At 62.5% G+C, this 18334-nt stretch carries 18 protein-coding genes and 5 pseudogenes; 8 read left to right on the forward strand and 15 right to left on the reverse strand.

Annotation, left to right across the window (positions count from 1 at the left end; genetic code table 11):
- Positions 1-8: 8 nt before the first annotated feature.
- From ACFQAU_RS11165 to ACFQAU_RS11180, 4 genes and pseudogenes are all read right to left on the reverse strand, one after another.
- Complete coding sequence (locus ACFQAU_RS11165) at positions 9-1022, reverse strand: hypothetical protein (RefSeq protein WP_132444314.1); 1014 nt, start codon at positions 1020-1022, stop codon at positions 9-11.
- A gap of 84 nt (positions 1023-1106) precedes the next feature.
- Positions 1107-1598 (reverse strand): AMP-binding enzyme, encoded by a 492-nt coding sequence (locus ACFQAU_RS11170; RefSeq protein WP_386283881.1) that lies wholly within the window; start codon positions 1596-1598, stop codon positions 1107-1109.
- Positions 1581-2197: pseudogene (locus ACFQAU_RS11175) on the reverse strand (AMP-binding protein); the annotation flags it as partial. The gene ACFQAU_RS11170 and the pseudogene ACFQAU_RS11175, both read right to left, overlap by 18 nt.
- A complete protein-coding gene (locus ACFQAU_RS11180) occupies positions 2164-2730 on the reverse strand; it encodes an AMP-binding protein (protein ID WP_386282256.1) in 567 nt (188 codons plus the stop codon). The gene ACFQAU_RS11180 and the pseudogene ACFQAU_RS11175, both read right to left, overlap by 34 nt.
- 94 nt (positions 2731-2824) lie before the next feature.
- Between ACFQAU_RS11180 and ACFQAU_RS11185 the strand changes: the two genes are divergently transcribed.
- From ACFQAU_RS11185 to ACFQAU_RS11195, 3 genes and pseudogenes are all read left to right on the forward strand, one after another.
- The gene (locus tag ACFQAU_RS11185; RefSeq protein WP_386282259.1) at positions 2825-3235 is read left to right on the forward strand and encodes an EamA family transporter; all 411 of its coding nucleotides are present in this window, start codon (positions 2825-2827) and stop codon (positions 3233-3235) included.
- Positions 3193-3756, forward strand: coding sequence for a DMT family transporter (locus tag ACFQAU_RS11190; RefSeq protein ID WP_386282262.1), 564 nt, complete (start codon positions 3193-3195; stop codon positions 3754-3756). The genes ACFQAU_RS11185 and ACFQAU_RS11190 overlap by 43 nt, the downstream gene beginning before the upstream one ends.
- Positions 3753-4393 (forward strand): annotated as a pseudogene (locus ACFQAU_RS11195) (sulfotransferase family 2 domain-containing protein). The gene ACFQAU_RS11190 and the pseudogene ACFQAU_RS11195 overlap by 4 nt, the downstream one beginning before the upstream one ends.
- Before the next feature lie 200 nt (positions 4394-4593).
- Here the strand turns inward: ACFQAU_RS11195 and ACFQAU_RS11200 are convergent.
- The 7 genes and pseudogenes from ACFQAU_RS11200 to ACFQAU_RS11230 all read right to left on the reverse strand — a co-directional run bounded on the left by ACFQAU_RS11200 (position 4594) and on the right by ACFQAU_RS11230 (position 12511).
- A pseudogene (locus ACFQAU_RS11200) lies at positions 4594-6797 on the reverse strand (3-hydroxyacyl-CoA dehydrogenase NAD-binding domain-containing protein).
- Positions 6798-6818: 21 nt separating this feature from the next.
- Positions 6819-8033: an acetyl-CoA C-acetyltransferase gene (locus ACFQAU_RS11205; protein ID WP_067630090.1), complete on the reverse strand. Its 1215-nt coding sequence runs from the start codon at positions 8031-8033 to the stop codon at positions 6819-6821.
- Positions 8034-8051: 18 nt separating this feature from the next.
- Positions 8052-8690 carry a glutathione S-transferase family protein gene (locus tag ACFQAU_RS11210; RefSeq protein WP_067940122.1) on the reverse strand — a complete coding sequence of 213 codons (639 nt, stop codon included), beginning with the start codon at positions 8688-8690 and terminating at the stop codon, positions 8052-8054.
- Between the two features lie 138 nt (positions 8691-8828).
- Positions 8829-9980 carry an acyl-CoA dehydrogenase family protein gene (locus ACFQAU_RS11215; protein ID WP_132444317.1) on the reverse strand — a complete coding sequence of 384 codons (1152 nt, stop codon included), beginning with the start codon at positions 9978-9980 and terminating at the stop codon, positions 8829-8831.
- Positions 9981-9997: 17 nt separating this feature from the next.
- Entirely contained in the window at positions 9998-10210 is a 213-nt protein-coding gene (locus ACFQAU_RS11220) for a hypothetical protein (RefSeq protein ID WP_067630099.1), read from the reverse strand.
- A 50-nt stretch (positions 10211-10260) separates the two neighbouring features.
- Positions 10261-12041: pseudogene (locus ACFQAU_RS11225) on the reverse strand (acyl-CoA dehydrogenase C-terminal domain-containing protein).
- A 69-nt stretch (positions 12042-12110) separates the two neighbouring features.
- A pseudogene (locus ACFQAU_RS11230) lies at positions 12111-12511 on the reverse strand (MerR family transcriptional regulator).
- 182 nt (positions 12512-12693) lie between these two features.
- Between ACFQAU_RS11230 and ACFQAU_RS11235 the strand changes: the two are divergent.
- Both ACFQAU_RS11235 and ACFQAU_RS11240 read left to right on the forward strand, forming a co-directional pair.
- Positions 12694-13455: a helix-turn-helix transcriptional regulator gene (locus ACFQAU_RS11235; protein ID WP_132444319.1), complete on the forward strand. Its 762-nt coding sequence runs from the start codon at positions 12694-12696 to the stop codon at positions 13453-13455.
- Positions 13456-13555: 100 nt separating this feature from the next.
- Positions 13556-13780, forward strand: a complete 225-nt coding sequence (locus tag ACFQAU_RS11240; RefSeq protein WP_067630108.1) for a hypothetical protein — start codon at positions 13556-13558, stop codon at positions 13778-13780.
- A 9-nt stretch (positions 13781-13789) separates the two neighbouring features.
- Here the strand turns inward: ACFQAU_RS11240 and ACFQAU_RS11245 are convergent, their stop codons facing one another.
- A complete protein-coding gene (locus ACFQAU_RS11245) occupies positions 13790-14170 on the reverse strand; it encodes a MerR family transcriptional regulator (RefSeq protein ID WP_067630178.1) in 381 nt (126 codons plus the stop codon).
- Between the two features lie 118 nt (positions 14171-14288).
- Here ACFQAU_RS11245 and ACFQAU_RS11250 point away from each other — a divergent pair, with 118 nt between their 5' ends.
- From ACFQAU_RS11250 to ACFQAU_RS11260, 3 genes are read left to right on the forward strand one after another with little or no spacing between them, the layout of a single operon-like run.
- Positions 14289-14711, forward strand: a complete 423-nt coding sequence (locus ACFQAU_RS11250) for a PaaI family thioesterase (RefSeq protein WP_067938691.1) — start codon at positions 14289-14291, stop codon at positions 14709-14711.
- On the forward strand, positions 14708-15220 hold the full coding sequence (locus ACFQAU_RS11255; RefSeq protein ID WP_067938682.1) for a PaaI family thioesterase: 513 nt from the start codon (positions 14708-14710) through the stop codon (positions 15218-15220). The genes ACFQAU_RS11250 and ACFQAU_RS11255 overlap by 4 nt, the downstream gene beginning before the upstream one ends.
- 37 nt (positions 15221-15257) lie before the next feature.
- Entirely contained in the window at positions 15258-16595 is a 1338-nt protein-coding gene (locus ACFQAU_RS11260) for an MATE family efflux transporter (RefSeq protein WP_206054292.1), read from the forward strand.
- Here the strand turns inward: ACFQAU_RS11260 and arsC are convergent.
- The 3 genes from arsC to ACFQAU_RS11275 are packed head-to-tail and all read right to left on the reverse strand — an operon-like array spanning position 16592 to position 18320.
- Positions 16592-16933: an arsenate reductase (glutaredoxin) gene (gene arsC / locus ACFQAU_RS11265; protein ID WP_132444321.1), complete on the reverse strand. Its 342-nt coding sequence runs from the start codon at positions 16931-16933 to the stop codon at positions 16592-16594. The two genes, ACFQAU_RS11260 and arsC, sit on opposite strands and share 4 nt — an antisense overlap.
- Positions 16930-17970 (reverse strand): quinone-dependent dihydroorotate dehydrogenase, encoded by a 1041-nt coding sequence (locus tag ACFQAU_RS11270; RefSeq protein WP_120352272.1) that lies wholly within the window; start codon positions 17968-17970, stop codon positions 16930-16932. The genes arsC and ACFQAU_RS11270 overlap by 4 nt, the downstream gene beginning before the upstream one ends.
- Positions 17970-18320 (reverse strand): DUF952 domain-containing protein, encoded by a 351-nt coding sequence (locus ACFQAU_RS11275; protein ID WP_132444322.1) that lies wholly within the window; start codon positions 18318-18320, stop codon positions 17970-17972. The genes ACFQAU_RS11270 and ACFQAU_RS11275 overlap by 1 nt, the downstream gene beginning before the upstream one ends.
- Positions 18321-18334 lie beyond the last annotated feature (14 nt).

Below are 18334 nucleotides of genomic sequence, written 5' to 3' on the forward strand. Positions count from 1 at the left end.
TCGTTCAGTCAGCCGCCGCAGATGCTTTGCAGTCGCAGCCAATCGGCATCCGACATCAGCGGCGCGGTCAGCTTGCCGTTCATCGGGTCGCCTTCGATCAGGGGCAGGGTGCTTTCGCCGGTGATGTCGCGGGCAAATGCATAGGGTTTGCTGCGCAACTCGGCCTTGGCAAAACGTGCCAACTGGGCGTCGACTTTCGGTGTCGCGGCGGGGCGCATCAGCAGTTGCTCGGCATAGGCGTCCAGCGCTTCCGAAGAGATATCGCCGGTGGTCAGCAGGCGGAAGTTTTCGCGCAGGCCCACGGCCTCTAGCAGCGCGCGCAGCGGGTCATGTTCGCTGCGTGCCACATCTTCGGTGAGCACATAGCCCGCAGCAACATCGGGTTCTTCGTAATCCTCCAGCACCGCGCGGTCGAGTACGATAAGACGCCCCGGCAGATGCAGGCTGGCGCGGGTCATATCGGGCAGGATCGCCACGCGCCCCACCTCCAAGCGTTTGGTGAGCCGCGACAGCGCGGCACTGCCGCCGGGGCTTTCGCAGGCGGGGCCGGACACCCGTTCAAGCCGCTTCAGCAGCGCCGTGCCCAATGAGACGCGCTTGACCTCTGGGACCACTTTGATCGCGTGATCGCGCAGCGCGCCGGGCATCCAAAAGACCGCCAGCGCCGCCACCACGGCGACAGAGGCGACCATGCCCACCCACCGCAAGCGGCCCGGCTTCGGGCGGCTGCGGCTAATGGCGCGGCGCAGCTTTTCGATGGCCTCAATCATCTCGGTTTCATTGTCGGGCAGTTCCAGCGTCTCTCCCGGATCGCCGTCCGGATGATAGAGCGCGGGGGTCTGGCCGGGATTGGTCCTGTCGACGGCAGCCAGCGACCAATGGGTCAGCGCCTGATCCTTGAGATCGCTGATCACCAGTGTCGCATCACCGATAGAGACGATCACCTCGCGCCGCTGCGCATCGGGCGTGGCGCGCCAAAGGCCCGTCGCTTCGAGCCGGGCGTATTTTGTCAAGGCGGTCATGGGGTTCTGCTGCGGGCCTGTCAGTTTTCGCCACTCTACCACGCGCTGCGGGATCAGCAATGGCAGGTGACATAATGCCCCGCCTTAGAGGTCCGCCGCCTGCTTGCGCAGTTCAAACTTCTGGATCTTCCCGGTGGAGGTCTTGGGCAACTCCCCGAAAATCACCCGCTTGGGCGTTTTGAACCCGGCAAGACGTTCGCGGGCAAAGGCGATCAGCGCCTCTTGGCTGGCCTCCGACCCCGGCTTCAACTCGACAAAGGCGCAGGGCACCTCGCCCCATTTTTCATGCGGTTGGGCCACCACGGCAGCCAGATTGACCGCGCCGTGGCCCATCAGCACGCCTTCGACTTCAACGCTTGAGATATTCTCTCCGCCGGAGATGATGATGTCCTTGGCGCGGTCGGCGATCTGGATATAGCCGTCGGGATGCTGCACCGCGATGTCGCCGGAATGGAAGTAACCGCCCGCAAAGGCTTCGGCGGTGGCCTCGGGGTTCTTGAAGTAGCCTTTCATTACCGCATTGCCGCGGATCATGATTTCGCCCTGTGCGGTGCCGTCGCGCGGGGTCTGGGCCATCTCGGCGTCCATCACCGTGATCTCTTCCATCATCGGCATGGCGATGCCTTGGCGGGCTTTGATCCCGGCGCGCTCAGCCTCGGGCAGCCCGTCCCAATCGCCTTGCCACAGACATTCGGTGACATGGCCAAAGGTCTCGGTCAGCCCGTAGACCTGCGTGACGTTAAAACCCAGTTTCTCGATCTTCGACAAGGTCGCGGGGGCAGGGGCGCGCCTGCGGTGAAGACTTCGACGGGGTGATCGAAGGCGCGTCGGTTTTCCTCACCCGCGTTGACCAGCATGTTCAGCACGATGGGCGCACCGCCGAAATGGGTGACCCCGTGATCCGCGATGGCGTCATAGATCGCGCCCGCTGTGATGTCGCGGCAGCAGACCAGCGTGCCGCCCAGCAGTGGCATCATCCAAGTGTGGTTCCAGCCGTTGCAGTGAAACAGCGGCACGATCTGCATGAAAACCGGGCGCAGCACCATCTGCCAAGAGACGACCGTGCCCATGGTCATCAGATAGGCCCCGCGGTGGTGATAGACCACGCCCTTGGGCCGCCCGGTGGTGCCGGAGGTATAGTTCAGCGCGAGGCTCTCCCATTCGTCGTCGGGCATGATCCAGCTAAAGTTCGGATTGGCCTCAGCCAGCAGGTCTTCGTATTGCGGATGCCGCCCGCTGGGAGGAGGCCGACGGCGGGGTCGGGCACTTCGATGATCGCAGGGCATGTGCCGTCCATCCGCGCGCAAGCGTCTTCGGCCAGCGGCAGGAATTCCGTATCGACGAGCAGCACCTTGGCCCCTCCGTGGTCGAGGATATAGGCCACCGTTTTAGGGTCGAGGCGGATGTTGATGGTGTTGAGCACGGCCCCGCAGGCCGGCACGCCAAAATGCGCCTCGGCCTGCGCGGGCAGGTTGGGGATCAGGGTCGCGACCACGTCGCCCGGAGCCACGCCGATCTCGGCCAACAAGGCGGCAAGGCGGGTGCAGCGGTCATGGTACTGGGCATAGGTGACGCGGTGGTCACCGTAGATCACCGCGGTTTGCCCGGCGAAGACCTCTGCCGCCCGGCGCAGATGCGACAGTGGCGTTAGCGCCACAAAATTCGCTGCGCATTTTTCAAGCCCGCGCTCATCCGTCATCCACCCCATGTGACCCCTCCCAAGGCATTGGTTGCGATTTGGGGTTGAGTATTGCTGCCGCGACGTGACTTTGAAAAGAGGGCAGGAGCGAAAAGGAGGGCAGATGCAAGACGCAGCGGTGAAATCAGGCTTGGCGGCGCTTTGCGCCGTAAGCGGTATGGCGGCTTTGGGGCTTACGGATAACTTCGTCCCCTTCATAACCGAGCGCGGCTCGCTCTGGCAGTTTCATTTTGTGCGCGGTGTTATGGCGGTGGCCATTCTGATGGTGCTGGCGGCCCTTGGTTTCGGCATCCTGCGGCCAAAGCGGTTCTGGGCCGTGGCGGGCCGCAGCCTGTTTCAGGCCGGGGCCATGTTGATCTATTTCGGCTGTCTGGCCTTTTTGCCCATCGGCGTGGTGGTGGCCGGGCTTTTCACCTCGCCGCTCTTCGTGCTGATGATCTCGGCCCTGTTCCAAGGCAAGCGTGTCGGGCCATGGCGGTGGGGGCCGTGGCGGTGGGCTTTGCCGGGGCGTTGATGGTGATCCGCCCCGACCCGAGCGATCTTGACCCCGTGGCCTTTCTGCCGCTCTTGGCCGGGGCGCTCTATGCGATCGGCGCCGTGGCGACGCGGGCATGGTGCGAAGGGGAGAGCACGATGGTCATGACCGCAGGCTTTTTCGGCATGTTGGCGGTCATGGGCGGCATCGGTGTCATGGTTTTGCCGGGTGCGGAGGTGGCAGGGCCCGAAGGTTTCGTCAGCCGCACATGGGGGCCGCTGGATGGCGCGATGTGGTTCTGGATCGCGGTGCAAGCGGTAGGCTCGCTCATCGGCATCGGGTTTCTGGTGCGCGGCTACCAATTGGGCGAGGCCGGACATGTCGCCATTTTCGAATACTCCCTGCTGATTTTCGCCAGCTTTTGGGCCTATGTCCTATGGGACCAGCAGGTGCCGCCCATGGGCTTTGCGGGCATGGCGTTGATTGCACTGGCGGGGGCGGTCATCGCGCTGCGCAGTGATGAGCCGTCTACCCTACGTGCGCCGGAGGCGGTGGAGTGATCATCAGCCGGGGCCGTCGCTATGTCTTTGTGCATATCCCCAAAACGGGGGCACCTCGCTCGCGCTGGCTTTGGAAGGGCGGGCGATGAAGGACGACCTGATGCTGGGTGACACGCCGAAGGCGCTGAAACGGCGGCGGCGGTTGCAAGGCGTGCAGGCGGCGGGGCGGCTCTGGAAACACTCAACGCTGGCGGATGTCGACGGGCTGCTGCGGCCTGAGGAGTTGGATGGGCTGTTTCGCTTCACGCTGGTGCGCAACCCTTGGGACCGGGTGGCGAGCTATTACCGCTGGCTGCGCGGGCAGGGGTTTGATCATCCGGCGGTGGGTCTGGCGAAGCAGTCGGATTTCGCGGGGTTTTTGCGGCATCCGCAGACGCAGGCCAGCCTGCGCGCTTGGCCAGCGCGGCGGTATATGGCGGATGCGGCGGGGCGGGAGCGTTGTGATCTCTATATTCGGTTGGAGCATTTCCCAGCGGATGCGCAGCCGTTGTTCGAGCATCTGGGTTTTGAATTGGAATTGCCGCGAGTGAATGCCTCTGAGGGAGCTGCGGCCTATACGCCTGAGTTGCGCGATATTGTGGCGGAGGTTTGCGCCGAGGATATCGCGCGATTTGGCTACGCTGCCGACGGCCCCTAGGCCCGGAATCAAGCCGCAGGCGCCGGGCCATCGCCTGCCCGCCCCCGGTTAGGCGATTTGGCGAGGCTGGGCGGTACTTTGCGGGCACACATCACTGCTGCGCCATAAAGTGGCACGAGGCCACCTTGGATCGCCGACCCGCGGGCAGGCGATGGCCCTCATAGCTCTACGAAAAAGGGGCGCCGAAGCGCCCCGATCTTTTATGCTGCCTTGCTGGCGTCCGGGTTGAACCGACCGTAGAACGACTGGTTCTTCTGGGCCATCTCGCGCAGCAACTCGGGGCAAGTAAACCGCTCACCGAACTTCTCGGTCAACTGATCACAACGCTCCGCCGCATAGGGCGCGCCGATCATGTCGAGCCAGCTCAGCGGCCCACCGGACCAAGGCGCAAAGCCCCAGCCAAGGATCGCACCGACGTCACCCTCACGGATGTCCATCAACACGCCTTCCTCCAGCGCGCGCACGGCTTCCAGCGTCTGCGAGAACAGCAGACGGTGCTGCACTTCGATCAGATCGGGCTGTTCCTCGGCCACGGGGTATTTGTCGCCCATGCCCTGCCACAGACCGATCCGCTTGCCCTTGGCGTCATAGCTGTAGAAACCGGCATTCGCCTTGCGGCCCAGACGGCCCTCTTTCTCCATCCAGAACACCAGCGGGTCGATATCGTCGTTGGGATAGTCTGCCCCCATCGCCGCCTTGGTGGCACGGGCAATCTTGGCGCCCAGATCGATCGAGGTCTCATCCATCAACTGCAATGGCCCAAGCGGCATGCCGACGAGCTTGGCCGCATTCTCGATCAGCGCAGGCTCAACACCCTCCTGCACCATGCGCACACCTTCGTTGATGTAGGGAATGATGCAGCGGTTGGCGTAGAAAAAGCGCGCGTCGTTGACCACGATTGGGGTCTTGCGGATCTGGCGCACATAGTCGAGCGCCTTGGCCACGGCCCGGTCGCCGGTCTCAGCGCCCTTGATGATTTCCACCAGCAACATCTTCTCGACCGGAGAGAAGAAGTGGATGCCGATGAACTGCTCCTGACGGCTCGACGCCTTCGCCAGATCGGTGATCGGCAGGGTCGAAGTGTTGGAGGCAAAGATGCAATCCTCGGGGATCACGGCTTCGACCTTCTGGGTCATCTCGGCCTTGACCTTGGGGTCTTCAAACACCGCTTCGATGATCAGGTCGCAGCCCTTGAGCGCATCCAGATCGGTGGTCGCGGTGATCAAGTCGAGCGCTTTGGCCTTCTTCTCTTCGGTCGATTTCTTCCGGGCGATGCCCTTGTCGAAATAGCTCGCGGAATAGGCCTTGCCCTTGTCGGCGGCTTCTTGGGTTTGGTCGATCAGCACGACCTCGATGCCCGCCTGAACCGACACCAGCGTAATGCCCGCGCCCATCATGCCCGCACCCAGCACGCCCAGTTTCTTCACGCGCTGGTCCGGCACGCCTTCGGGGCGCACGGCACCTTTCTCAAGCGCTTCTTTGTTAAGGAAGAGCGAGCGGATCATATTGCCCGAGGAGGGGTTCATCAGCACATTGGTGAACCAACGCGCTTCGATTTTCAGAGCCGTGTCGAAAGGCACCAGCGCGCCTTCGTAGACCGCCGACAAAAGCGCTTTGGCCGCCGGGTAAACGCCCTGTGTCTTGCCGTTGACCATCGCACTGGCGCCGACGAACGTCATGAAACCCGCCGGATGATAAGGCGCGCCGCCGGGCATTTTATAACCCTTGGCATCCCACGGCTTCACCATATCGGCGTCCTTGGCATTCAGCACCCAGTCGCGTGCCGCGGCCATCGGGTCTTCGCTGACCTCATCAATAATGCCGGCCTTCTGGGCAGCAGCAGGGGCGACCATTTTGCCTTCCAAGAGGAAGGGCGAGGCCGCCATCGCGCCGAGCTTGCGCACCATCCGCGTGGTGCCACCGGCCCCGGGGAAGATGCCCACAAGGATTTCCGGCAGGCCAATCCGCGCCTTCGGGCTATCCGCCGCAAAGGTGCGATGCGTGGCCAGCGGCAGTTCCAGCCCGATGCCCGCGGCGGTGCCGGGGATCACGCAGGCCATGGGCTTGCCGCCCTTGTTGGTCTTGGGGTCCATGCCCGCGCGCTCGATCTTGCGCAGCAGAGCGTGCATCTGCATCGTGCCCTCGAAAAGCCCCTTGGCCGGATCGTCGCCCGCGTCTTCCTTCATCTTGGCCAGCAGGTTCAGGTCCATCCCCCGGCGAAAGACCCTTCCTTGCCCGAGGTGATGACGATGCCCTTCACGGCGTCATCGGCCAGCGCGTCGTCGATATGCTTCTCCAGATCGCGCAACCCGTCAAAGGACATCACGTTCATGCTTTTGTCCGGCACGTCCCATGTGATCGTGGCGATGCCGTCGGCGTCTTTATTCAATGTAAAATCGGTCATTCTCTTGCTCCCTTACGCGGCTTACACGCGCTCGATGATGGTGGCGGCACCCATGCCGGAGGCGATGCAGAGCGTGGCGAGCCCCACTTCCTTGTCAGCGCGCTCCATCTCATCGAGCAGAATGCCGATGATCATGGCACCGGTGGCGCCCAGAGGGTGGCCCATGGCGATGCCGCCGCCATTCACGTTCACTTTGCTGTCGTCCACATCAAAGGCCTGCATGAAGCGCAGGACCACGGCGGCAAAAGCCTCGTTGACCTCAAACAGATCGATGTCGCCGATGGTCATGCCGTTGTCCTTCAGGATCTTCTCGGTCACCGGCACCGGGCCGGTCAGCATGATGGTCGGATCGGTGCCGATCTTGGCGGTGGCGCGGATGCGGGCGCGGGGCTTAAGCCCGTGCTGCTCGCCGAACTCTTTGTTGCCGATCAAAACAGCCGCAGCACCGTCGACGATGCCCGACGAGTTGCCCGCGTGGTGGATGTGGTTGATCCGCTCCAGATGCGGGTATTTCATCAGCGCGACCTTGTCGAAGCCGGGCATCACTTCGCCCATCTGCTGGAACGCCGGGTTCAGGCCGCCAAGCGACTGCATGTCGGTCTGCGGGCGCATGTATTCGTCACGATCAAGGATCGCGAGGCCGTTCTGGTCGCGCACAGTGATCACGGATTTGTCAAAGCGGCCCTCTTCCCAAGCCCGCGCCGCGCGCTGTTGGGACTGCATGGCCAACTGGTCGGCCTCGTCACGGGTGAAACCGAATTCGGTGGCAATGATATCGGCCGAAATACCCTGCGGCACGAAGTATTTCTCCATCGCCAGCGTCGGGTCCACGGCAATCGCGGCACCGTCAGCGCCCATCGCGACACGGCCCATCATCTCGACACCGCCAGCGATATAACCATTGCCCGCGCCGCCTTTGACTTGGTTGGCAGCAAGGTTCACGGCTTCCATGCCGGAGGCACAGAAACGGTTGATGGCCAAACCGGGGATACGCTCGTCCAAATCGGACGCCAGCACCGCTGAGCGTGCCAGACAGCCGCCCTGTTCCATCACCTGCGTGACGTTGCCCCAGATCACGTCCTCAACGGCATGACCTTCAAGGTTGTTGCGCTCTTTCAGCGCGTTCAATGTCTGTGCCGACAACCGCAGCGAGGTGACTTCATGCAGCGCGCCGTCCTTGCGGCCCTTGCCGCGTGGGGTGCGGATCGCGTCGTAGATGTAAACGTCTTGGGTCATGTTCATGTCCTCCGAGGGTCAGGCGCGGTCAGCAGGGCTGCCGGGCATCAGGTCGTATGGGGCCTTCCAGCCCGGTGTTTCGCTCAAACGCGTGAGCCACGCGTCGATATGGGGCCAGTCGCTGCGGTCAAAGCCAAAAGGCTCGGGGTAATAAAGATACCCGCAGCAGCTGAGGTCTGCGTTGGTCAATTCGTCGCCCACGATCCAGTCGCGGCCGTCGAGATGGTCGTTCAGCACGCCGTACGCCGCCTTGAGCCGCCCTTGGCTAAAGGCAATAACCTCGGCGGGGCGTTTGTCTTCGGGCAGGAAATTCATCAAGAAACGGGTCATCCCAGCAACACCACTCAGCTTGTGGTTATCCCATAGCACCCAACGCATTATTTCACGCCGTTCCGTCGCGTCGCCGCCGCCGAATTTGCCCGCCTTTTCCGCGACGTAATCCTGAATCACGCCTGATTGCGTGAGCCGGAGATCGCCGTCGATCATCACCGGGGCCTCGCCCATGTTGTTGATCTGCGCGCGATAGTCGGGCTGCCGCGTCTGGCCGCCGAAAAAGTCGACCTTCACCGGCTTCCAGTCCAAGCCTGAGAGTTCCAAAGCAAGCGCGGCCTTATAGGCGTTGCCGGATTCGCCAAAGCAGTAAAGCTGGATGGTCACGTATCATTCCTCCTCAATCTGTCATCGTTCGCGGCACGGTCGGACGGTATTTGGTAAAAGGATGAAGAGGGGGTCTTGCGCCCTTATTTTCATCCTTTCTTAAATACCTCTGCGCGGCGGCCGGGGCTGGGCGCGCGGTCAGAGATTGCGCGCGATCAGTTCCTTCATGATCTCGTTGGTGCCGCCGTAGATGCGCTGCACCCGCGCGTCGGCCCACATTTCGCCGACCGCATATTCCTGCATGAAGCCGTAGCCACCGTGCAGTTGCAAGCAGGCATCAAGCACTTCGCCTTGGGTGTCGGTCAGCCAGTATTTTTGCATCGCGGCCTTATCGACGGTTAGCTCCCCGCGCAGATGTTCGCTGATGCATTCGTCGAGGAAGGCGCGGGCCACCATGGTTTTGGTTTTCACTTCGGCCAGTTGGAAGCGGGTGTTCTGGAACTGGGTCAGCGGGCCGCCGAAGGCTTCGCGTTCTTTGCAGTATTGAATCGTGCGCGCCACGGCGCCTTCCATCGCGCCGACCGCACCGCAGCCGATGATCAGGCGCTCTTGGGGCAGTTGTTGCATCATTTGGTAGAAGCCTTGGCCTTCGTCTTGGCCAAGGATGTTTTCTGGTGGGATTTCGACATTGTCGAAGAACAGTTCCGAGGTGTCCGCCGCATGCAGGCCGATCTTGTCGAGGTTGCGGCCGCGTTGAAAACCCTGTGCGCCGTCGGTTTCGACGACAACGAGCGAGACGCCTTTGGAACCTTCCTTGGGGTCGGTTTTGGCCGCGACGATGATCAGATTGGCGTGCTGGCCGTTGGTGATGAAGGTCTTTTGGCCAGAGAGCTTATAGGCGTTGCCGTCGCGGATCGCCTTGGTTTTGATCCGCTGCACGTCCGATCCGGTGGAAGGTTCGGTCATCGCCAGCGCGCCGACCAACTCGCCCGAGACCATCTTGGGCAGCCAGCGTTTTTTCTGGTCTTCGGTGCCATAGGCGAGGATGTAATGCGCGACGATGCCCGAGTGGATGCCATGGCCCCAAGAGGCGAGGTTGGCGCGCGAGCCTTCGATCAGAATCGCGGCTTCGTGGCCGAAATCACCGCCGGCCCCGCCATATTCTTCGGGCACCGAGGGGCAGAGCAGGCCGAGCTCACCCGCCTGTGCCCAAGTCTCGCGGTCCATTTGGCCTTGTTTGCGCCATTTCTCGAACTTGGGCGCCCATTCGGCGTTGATGAATTGCGCCGTCATATCGGCGATCATCTGGTGTTCGTCGGTCATCCAGCTGGATGTCTTGCCTTGCGTCATCCGCCCCTCCCCAGGGTTCAGCGTTTGCGGCTTTCCAGTTCGGCGTTGAACAGGCGCAGCCGCGCGGTCAGGTTTTCTTCGTTCATGACCGAGTTAAAATTCTCGAACAGGAACGACAGTGCTTCCCCTTCATCAAGACCTGCATCCGTGCTGAACTTCTTCAGCCTGCGGTAGCCCTCTTCGGTCATGGCGACGGGGAAGCGGCGGGTCAGGCGGAAGCGTTTTGGCATGGTCTCTCCGGGTGTTGGGCAGGGTGGGGGACAGGCCCCCACCACCCGTTTTAGAAGTTTGCGGCCTCCAGCGCCATGACAGTATCCGCGCCCGATTGGATGCGGGTCAGGTGCAGCGCCGTGGCGGGCAGTTGCCGTGCCATATAGTAGCGCCCTGTGGCCAGCTTCGTCTCATAGAACGTGGCGTCGCCGCTGCCGTTCTTCAACGCCTCTTTCGCCGCCAGACCCATTTTGGCCCACATCAGGCCAAGGCAGACATGGCCGAACATATGCATGAAGTCGTTCGACCCTGCGAGCGCGTGGTTGGGGTTCTTCATGCCGTTCTGCATGAAGTACATACCCGCCGCTTGCAGGTCTTTGCTGGCGGCCTTTAGCGGGTCGAGGAAGGCTGCGTCGAACTCGGCATCCTGACCGGCGTTATCCTTGATGAAGCCTTTGACCAGATCGAAGAACGCCATCACATGTTTGCCGCCGTCCTGGGCCAGTTTGCGGCCCACGAGGTCGAGCGCCTGAACGCCGTTGGCGCCTTCGTAGATTTGGGCGATCCGGGCATCGCGGGTGAACTGGGACATGCCCCATTCTTCGATATAGCCGTGGCCGCCGTAGACCTGCTGGGCCTTCACGGTCATATCGTAGCCTTGGTCGGTCAGGAAGCCTTTGATGACGGGGGTCAGCAGCGACACGAGGCCGTCGGCGTCTTTATCCTCGGCGCGGTGGGCGGCGTCGATCATTGTCGCACCCCAAAGGATGAAGGCGCGGGCGGCTTCGACAAAGCTTTTTGGTCCATCAGCGAGCGGCGGATGTCGGGGTGGACGATCAGCGGATCGGCGGGCTTTTCAGGCGCCACGGCACCGGTCACGGCGCGGCCCTGCAGGCGGTCGTTGGCGTAGATCACAGCGTTCTGATAGGCGACTTCGGCCTGTGCCAGACCCTGCATGCCGACGCCGACGCGGGCTTCGTTCATCATGGTGAACATGGCGCGCATGCCCTTGTGTTCGGTGCCCAGCAGGTAGCCGGTCGCGCCGTCGTAGTTCATCACGCAGGTCGAATTGCCGTGGATGCCCATCTTCTCTTCGATGGAGCCGACGGAGACGCCGTTGCGCTCACCCAAGGAGCCGTCTTCGTTCACCATGAACTTGGGCACGATGAAGAGCGACACGCCTTTGATGCCTTCGGGGCCGCCTTCGATCTTGGCGAGCACCAGATGGATGATGTTGTCGGCCATGTCGTGTTCACCCGACGAGATGAAGATTTTCTGGCCGGAGATTTTGTAGCTGCCGTCATCCTGTGGCGCGGCTTTGGTGCGCATCAGGCCCAGATCGGTGCCGCAATGCGGCTCGGTCAGGTTCATGGTGCCGGTCCATTCGCAAGAGACCATCTTGGGCAGATAGGTGTCTTTCTGCGCGTCGTTACCATGGGCGAGGATCGCCGAGGCCGCGCCGTGGGTCAGGCCCTGATACATGGTGAAGGCTTGGTTCGCGGCGGAGAACATTTCGCCCACGGCGGTGCCGAGGACATAGGGCATGTTTTGCCCGCCATAAGCTTCGGGCATGTCGAGGCCCGTCCAGCCGCCTTCTTTCACCTTTTCAAAGGCTTCTTTGAACCCTTTGGGCGTATAGACGACGCCATTCTCCAAGCGGCAGCCTTCTTGGTCACCCACGGCGTTCAGCGGGGCGAGGACTTCGGAGGTCAGCTTGCCTGCTTCTTCAAGAATGGCGGAGGTGAAATCAGGCTCTAGCTCCTCATAACCGGGGGTCTTGCTTTCGGTCACTTTCAGCACATCGTGCAGAACGAATTGCAGGTCTTTGGTGGGGGCTGTGTAACTGGGCATCTTTGCTCTCCGGGTCGTCTTTTTATGGATGTGGGTGCGGGCCTTGCCGCCGGGGTTATTCGGCTGCGTTTATTCAGCGGCGCGGCGGGGTTGGTTCATGGAGGAGATCATCTTTTCCCCCATTTTAACTGGTCTTTAAGGTCTTCGATTGCTTCATTCAGCTCTTCGCGGCGCGACTCGAGGTCGGCCAGACGGGCGCGGGCTATTTCATAGGCTGCGGCGATTTGCGTCTGCTGCTGGTCGCCCATGTGATAAAGGTCGAGCAACTGACGGATCTCTTCGAGGCTGAAACCAAAGCGTTTGCCGCGCAGGATCAGCTTGAGCCGGGCACGGTCGCTTTTGGTAAAAAGGCGTTTTTGGCCCTCGCGCAACGGAAAGAGCAGCTCTTTCGCTTCGTAGAACCGCAGGGTCCGCGGGGTCACTTCAAAAGCGTCGCACATCTGGCGAATGGTCAGCGTGTCGGCGGTCATCTCTTCACTCTCCAATCGTCGTTTCGAGACTTCAGTTGGGGGCTGACCTTGCTGATACAACGGGAGTTGACGTTGACGTAAGCGATACGTTGCGTCACTTTATACGCGGGGGATTTCCTGTAGGTTGGGACAGGTGGGGCGCCCCCGCCCCCGATGGGCTTGGGCATCAAAATGGGTAGGAGATGGCAAACCTCGATCAAAACGGGCCGAAAACGCTGGACGAACTGGTTCACTGCGCGCAGAACGCCACCTCCGCTGCGGGTATTTTGGCCTGCGGTCTAGGCTATTATCAAGGGCTTGGGATTGATCTGGTCAGCTATCACGGGGACAGCCCCGGCGCACCTGCGATCCTCTACAAGTTCAACGGCAATGGCGCGGAGGGGCCGCAGTGGCATTCGCAATTTCTGGATGTAGAGAAGCTGCGCGAAAGCCCTGTCGAAGCGCTGGCCCGACAACAGGTGATGCCGCTCTATTGGTCGGATGTGGCGGGCGCGGCGCGGCTGACCCCTGCGGAAAGCGTCTATATGAAAGGGTTGATGCGGCGCTACCCGAATGACGGCATCTCCCTCAAAGTGCATGGCCCGGGCGGGGATTCCGCCGTTGTGGGGCTGGGGTTTGCCGCCAAACAGGCGCGTCTGTCGCCGGGGGCCTTGTACCAACTTCTCAGCGCGGCCCAAATCGCGCATCTGCGCTATTGCGCCTTGGCCGAAAGCCAATCGGCACGCGATTTCGGCCTTTCTCCGCGTGAAGTTGAGGTGCTGGAGTGGATCGCCACCGGCAAGAGCAACAGCGTCATTGCCGAAATACTGGGGATTTCGCCTCATACGGTCGATACGATCGTGCGGCGGATCTTTTCCAAGCTTGACGTGAATGACCGCACCACCGCCGCCATCCGGGGTCTGGGCGCGGGGCTGCTGCGCCGTCCAAAAGAAGGGCCGCCCTAGGCGGTATGCTGACCCCGCGTCATTGTCGCGTGACTGCGTGACATGACCCTGCGTCGGACCGGCTGTAGGTGCGGGTCCTTCACCCAAAGAGGTTCGAAGCATGTCACAAAAACAAGAACAGACAGGTAATGGGGCTGGCAACGGTTCCGATGCGCAGACGCGCGTACGCGTGGTCGCGGATTTGAAAGCCGCTTCCGAAACCATCGAGAACAGCGCATTCGATTTGGCGGGCGATGCGAGCCCAGATGTGGTTTCAGACCTCATCCGCATCACCGCGGATTTGCAGATGCTGATCGCGCAGTTGTCGCAGCCCGGCGGCCGCTGAGGCTGCGGGTCAGCCCTCGTTCGAAGCGATTGCCGCGGCGGTGTCGTCGCGCAGCTTTTGCAGTTCCGCCATGGCTTCGTCCAACTGGCGGCGCTGCTCGGCCAGTTCTTCTAGCTGACCATCTGCCATGGTGACCCACGTGCGCATCTGCGCCTCGGTCCCCTCTTTTTCATAGATCAACAGCCACTGCCGGATGTCTTCCAGCGCAAAGCCGAACTTGCGGCCGCGCAGGATCAGCTTCATCCGCGCCCGTTCACGCGGGCCATAGAAGCGCGAGCGCCCCTCGCGGTGCGGTTGCAGCAATTCGATATACTCGTAATAGCGCAACGTCCGTGGCGTCACGTCAAATGCCGCGCACATCTCTTTGAATGTCAGGCGTTCATCGTCCAAAGCATCTACTCCCTTCAGGCAAACTATGGTCACGCGCGGGGATGCGCAACAGGTGGTCTTGCCCTTTCGCCATCCCCCCATGATAAAGGTCAAAACCAGACGCAAAGGGGTGGGCTGCATGTCGGATAAGTTGAAAATGGCGCGACAGTTCATTCAGGCGCTGCCCCATTCCATGGCGCTCGGGATGGAGCTGCAGGAGTTGGGCGATGGCTCTGCCGTGATCACCATGCCCTATGATGACAAACTGGTGGGCGACCCCAAAACCGGAGTGATCAGCGGCGGGGCGGTCTCGGCCTTGATGGACACTTGCTGTGGCGCGGCGGTGATGAGCCACCCCAGCAATCCCTCGGCTACCGCCACCATGGATCTGCGGATCGAATACCTGCGCGCCGCCACGCCGGGCCAAACGATCACCACCCGCGCGACCTGCTATCACGTCACCCGCTCGGTCGCCTTTGTGCGCGCCACGGCGACGGATGAGGACGCCGAGAATTTCGTGGCCACCGCCACAGGAACCTTCACCGTGGAGGGCCACAAATGACCAAACATCGCAAGCCAGAGCCGGTTCAGGTGATCAAGCAACGCCGCGACGGGGTGCTGCGCGCCATGGTCGAAGGTGTGCCCTATATCCGCTTTCTGGGCATCGAGTTTGAGCGCCGTGGGGATGAGCTGACAGGCATCATGCCCTTTTCCGAACAGTTGATCGGCAACCCGATCCTGCCTGCGTTGCATGGCGGTGCAACGGCGGCCTTCTTGGAGGTGACCGCGATCATCACCCTAAGCTGGGGGCTGATCTGGGAGGACATGGAAAGCGGCGCGCTTGATCTGGACAATCTGGATGCCGATCATTTGCCCCGGCTGCCCAAAACGATCGATTTCACCGTGGATTACCTGCGCTCCGGTCTGCCGCGCGATGCCTATGCACGGGCGCGGATCAACCGGTCGGGGCGGCGCTATGCCTCTGTTCATGTTGAGGCGTGGCAGGACAACCGCAGCCGCATTTTCGCTCAGGCCACGGGCCATTTCCTGATGCCGCAGCGGCGTGGCTGACTCTAAATCAGAAGCCGAGCCGCTCAGCGAGGCAGAAGTGCGCGCGGTTAAGCGTGGCACGCTGGTGGCGCGCGATGTGGTGACCCATCGCCGCGTGCTTAAGATCGCCGTTCCCATTGTCATTTCCAACGCCACCGTGCCGATCCTTGGCGCGGTCGATACCGGCGTGGTCGGGCAGATGGGGGCCGCGGCACCCATCGGCGCGGTGGGGCTGGGGGCGATCATCCTGTCGGCGCTTTACTGGATTTTCGGTTTTCTGCGGATGGGCACCGTGGGCCTGACCGCGCAGGCGGCGGGCAATGGCGAAGAGGGCGAGGTCGCGGCGCTGCTTACACGCGGGCTGCTGATCGGCGCGGGCGCCGGACTGGTGCTGATGGCGCTGCAACTGCCGCTCTTTTGGGCGTCGTTTCAACTCGCCCCCGGATCACCGGAGGTAGAGGGGCTGGCGCGGCAATATATGGCGATCCGCATCTGGTCCGCGCCTGCTGCCATCTCGATCTATGCGATCACCGGCTGGCTCATCGCGCAGGAACGCAGCCGTGCCGTGCTGGTGTTGCAGGTCTGGATGAACGGGCTGAACATCCTGCTGGATCTGTGGTTCGTGCTGGGCCTCGGCTGGGGTGTCGAGGGCGTGGCCATCGCCACCTTCCTCGCGGAATGGAGCGGGGCGGCCTTGGGGCTGTGGTTCTGCCGGGCGGCCTTTGCCGGGGTAGCCTGGCGCGACTGGGCGCAGGTCTTTGACGGACCGCGCTGGACGCGCATGATGCGGGTGAATACCGACATCCTGATCCGCTCACTGCTGTTGCAGGCGATCTTTGTGTCCTTCCTCTTCATGGGGTCGGGCTTGGGCGATGTGACGCTGGCGGCCAATCAGGTGCTGCTGCAATTCCTGATGATCACCTCCTACGGGCTGGACGGTTTCGCCTTTGCCGCCGAGGCGATCATTGGCCGGGCCTACGGCGCGGGGCAGCGTGATGTCCTGCGGCGCGGAGCGGTGCTGACCTCCGCTTGGGCGCTGCTGGTCAGCTTGGCGCTGGCGCTGGTCTTTGCCGTTTCGGGCGGGGGGATCATTGATCTGATGGCCAAGGCGCCACAGGTGCAAGACCTCGCGCGGGTCTATCTGCCCTATATGGTCGCGGCCCCGGTTCTGGGCTGCGCGGCCTATATGTTTGATGGCATCTTCATCGGTGCCACGCGGTCGCGTGACATGCGCAATATGATGCTGGTGTCATTTCTGGTCTATGCCGTGACGGCGCTGATTTTGGTGCCTGGCTTGGGCAACCACGGGCTGTGGATATCGCTCTTGGTGTCCTTCGTGGTGCGGGGCATAACCTTGGCGCTGCGCTATCCGGCACTGGAACGCGCGGCGGGCTAGAGCAGCCTTTGCACCGCTTCCGGCGGGCGCCCGATCACGGCGCCGCTTTGGCCAAAGGCGATGGGGCGTTCGATCAGGATCGGATGGGCGGCCATGGCGTCGATCAGCGTCTCTTCGGGGCTGTCCTTGGTCAGACCCATCTCTTTGAACACCTTCTCGCCGGTCCGCACCATCTCAATCGGGCGGAGGCCAAGAGCGTCGCGGGCGGCGATGATCTCATCCCGCGTCGGGGCGTCTTCGAGGTAACGCCGGAGGCTCACGTCCACGCCCGCCTCTTCGATCAAGGCCAGCACCTGCCGCGATTTCGAACAGCGCGGATTGTGCCACAGGGTGATCATAGCCAATCCTCGCGTTTGCTGCCCACGGCCTCGGCCACGGTGGCGAAACCATCGCGCGCCAAAAGCGCATCGAGCCCCGTGGTGATCTCACGCACCAGCCCAAGACCGCCAAAGACCAGCGCGGTGTAAAGTTGCAACGCCGAGGCACCGGCGCAGATCTTGGCATAGGCGGTCTGCGCATCCGACACCCCGCCAACGCCGATCAACGGAATATCCGTTAGCCCCGCCAGCCGCGCCAAGACGCGAGTCGACCGTTCAAACAGCGGCGCACCGGAGAGGCCGCCCGCCTCGGCCGCATGGGCGCTGGCAAGACCCGTCCGGTCGAGCGTGGTATTGGTCGCAATGATGGCAGCAACGCCTGAATTTTGAGCAACCTCGGCCACGTCCTCAATCTCGGCTTCGCTGAGATCGGGGGCGATTTTCAGGAAAACGGGCGTGGCACCGCGCACGTCCATCACCCCTTCGAGCAGGGCCGAAAGCGCCGCCTTGCCCTGAAGATCGCGCAGCTTCTCGGTGTTGGGGGAGGAGACATTGACCGTCGCGAAATCGACGTGATTGCGCGCGGCGGTCATCACCCGGGCAAAGTCGGCAGCGCGGTCTGGGCTGGTCTTGTTCGCACCAAGGTTCAGCCCCACCGGCACACCGGCGCCGCGGCGCGAAAGCCGGGCGCAGATCGCCTCCATCCCCTCGTTGTTAAAGCCGAAGCGGTTGATCGCGGCGCGGTCTTCGGTCAGGCGAAACAGACGCGGGCGCGGGTTGCCGGGCTGGGGCAGGGGCGTGGCGGCGCCCACTTCGATAAAGCCGAAACCGGCGCGGGAAAGCGGGGCGACCGCGGTCGCGTTCTTGTCAAAACCCGCGGCCAGCCCGACGGGGTTCGGCAGATCCAGCCCAGCAACCGTTGTGTGTAAGCGTGCAGAGGTCTGCGGCCCGGGGGCCGGGGCCAGGCCCGCCCGCAAAGCCCGGATCGCCAGCCCATGCGCCGCTTCGGGGTCAATCCGGTGCAGCGCGTTAAGGCCCATTTTTTCGATCACCGGCATCATGCGCCTGCTGCGCCCAGACCGGCGGGGAATTCATGAGCGCCATCCACCAAGGGCAGGGGCTGTGCCCAGACCACGTCTTCGATCTTGAGCGGGCGGTAGAGATGCGGGAAAAGCGCGCCGCCCCGCGACGGCTCCCATTTCAGCGCATCGCCTAAGCTTTCGGCCTCAAGTGCGAGCAGGAAGAGACCCTCTTCGCCTTTGAAATGCTTGGCGGCGGTTTCCTCGGCCTGTTCGGCGGTGGAGAAATGCACGTAGCCATCGGTGACATCAATCGGCGCCCCGTCAGAGACCCCGTTCTTGCGCAGCGCCGCCCATTCGTCGGCGCGGAATATCTTAAAAATCAGCATGACTTCTGATGCCC

The organism is Sulfitobacter profundi (genome assembly GCF_042661425.1).
Classification (GTDB): domain Bacteria; phylum Pseudomonadota; class Alphaproteobacteria; order Rhodobacterales; family Rhodobacteraceae; genus Sulfitobacter; species Sulfitobacter profundi.